The sequence below is a fragment of the Moorena sp. SIO3I6 genome, from assembly GCF_010672095.1.
Window position 1 is genome coordinate 1 of record NZ_JAAHHU010001200.1, and the last position, 1,569, is coordinate 1,569.

Here is a 1,569-nt window from a genome sequence, read left to right on the forward strand (position 1 = left end):
AAGAAATTGAAAATTCCAATCGGGAATATTCTGAGGCTAAGTCAGGGACATTTTTTTTCCTGTTGAATACTGATCAGATGAATCAGCCCAAGATTATCGATTCCTTTGCCATCTCTGGTGATTTAATTTCTTCCCGTCGAATCGGCGATATCGATTTTGGCTTTAGTCGTAACATCAGACTGAACTCTCCCACAAAACGCTTTGATATTAATGGCAACAATGGGATAGATTTCGTCAAGGGTTCAGTTACAGGCACTTATCAGCGCACCTTTAGTGGCAATACTAATCTAACCTTAGTGGAAATTAATCAAAGTGCTGTTAAATTATTAGGAGATACTTTAATTGACAACTTAGGTAATGATGTTCGCTACGGCACGATCTGGAATGATGAACTCCGTGGCACTAACAGCAATGACAAAATTTATGGCAGCCTAGGTAATGATTCCCTCTATGGATTTGATGGGAATGACATTTTAGAAGCTGGTCAAGGTGATGATAAGCTATATGGGAACTCTGGTAGCGACAAACTCCATGGCAGCTTTGGTAATGACACTCTTAAGGGTGGCTCGGGCAAGGACATGATGTATGGTGGCTCTGGTCAAGACATGATGTATGGGGGCACTGGTAATGACACAATGTATGGAGGCATTGATGATGATACCATCCAGGGTGGCTCGGGTAACGATTTCATAGCTGGGGATGCTGATCACCAAAACAACAATGTTAGTGTTTACCGTGGGCATCAATATCTCCTAACTTCTGTTGCTGGCACCTGGGACGAAGCTCAAGCTGAGGCAAAGCGTTTAGGTGGTAACCTGGTAACGATTAATGATGCTGCTGAGCAAACATGGCTGTTTAACAAATTTGGTTCTAAGGAACTGTTTTGGATTGGCTTAACTGACAGCTCAAGAGAAGGTAATTGGAAGTGGGTCAGTGGTGAGTCAGCAACTTATCGCAATTGGTCTCCAGGAGAACCCAACAACTCCACAATCTATGGAAGTCAACCAGAAGGTGAAGACTATGCCGTCATGGGTTGGGGCGATCGCGCCTGGAATGATTTAAGCGATCGCGATCCTTGGCATAATAATCTGCGAGGCGTGATTGAGATCAATCAGCCCAGTACTAAAGATACCATAATTGGTGGAGATGACATTATTACTGGTGGTCGCGGTAGTGATACCTTAGTAGGTGGCAGTGGCGCAGATAAATTTGTGTTCAAACGGAATGAGAGTTTGTTAACCGGTGAGTTTGATGTCATCAAAGACTTTGAAGTGGGTGTCGATAAATTTGAATTCCAAGGCTGGGGTAATATTAATGCCTCCAGGTGGTTCAATAATGAAATATCCCAACGTGGGATTATTGATACTCAAGATGGTGCTCTTTTCCGTTCTGATTATGGTGGAACTGTTCTGTTTAAAGATGTGAGTGTAGTAGATCTCAGCTACTCTGACTTTAGATTTAGCTAACCCCCAATTCTAGAAGAAGCTGAGTGCTGAGTGGGGAGCGTCCTCAGTGCTCAGTGCGTCAGTGCTGACAAATAAATCAAAAGAAGCGATTGCCTCTTTTCTC

The 1,569-nt window shown here is 43.2% G+C and carries 1 protein-coding gene; it reads left to right on the forward strand.

Annotated elements, in window-relative coordinates:
* On the forward strand, window positions 1–1,466 hold a 1,466-nt coding region (locus F6K49_RS47655; protein ID WP_293109571.1), incomplete at its 5' end, for a lectin-like protein.
* Between the last annotated feature and the right edge of the window lie 103 nt (window positions 1,467–1,569).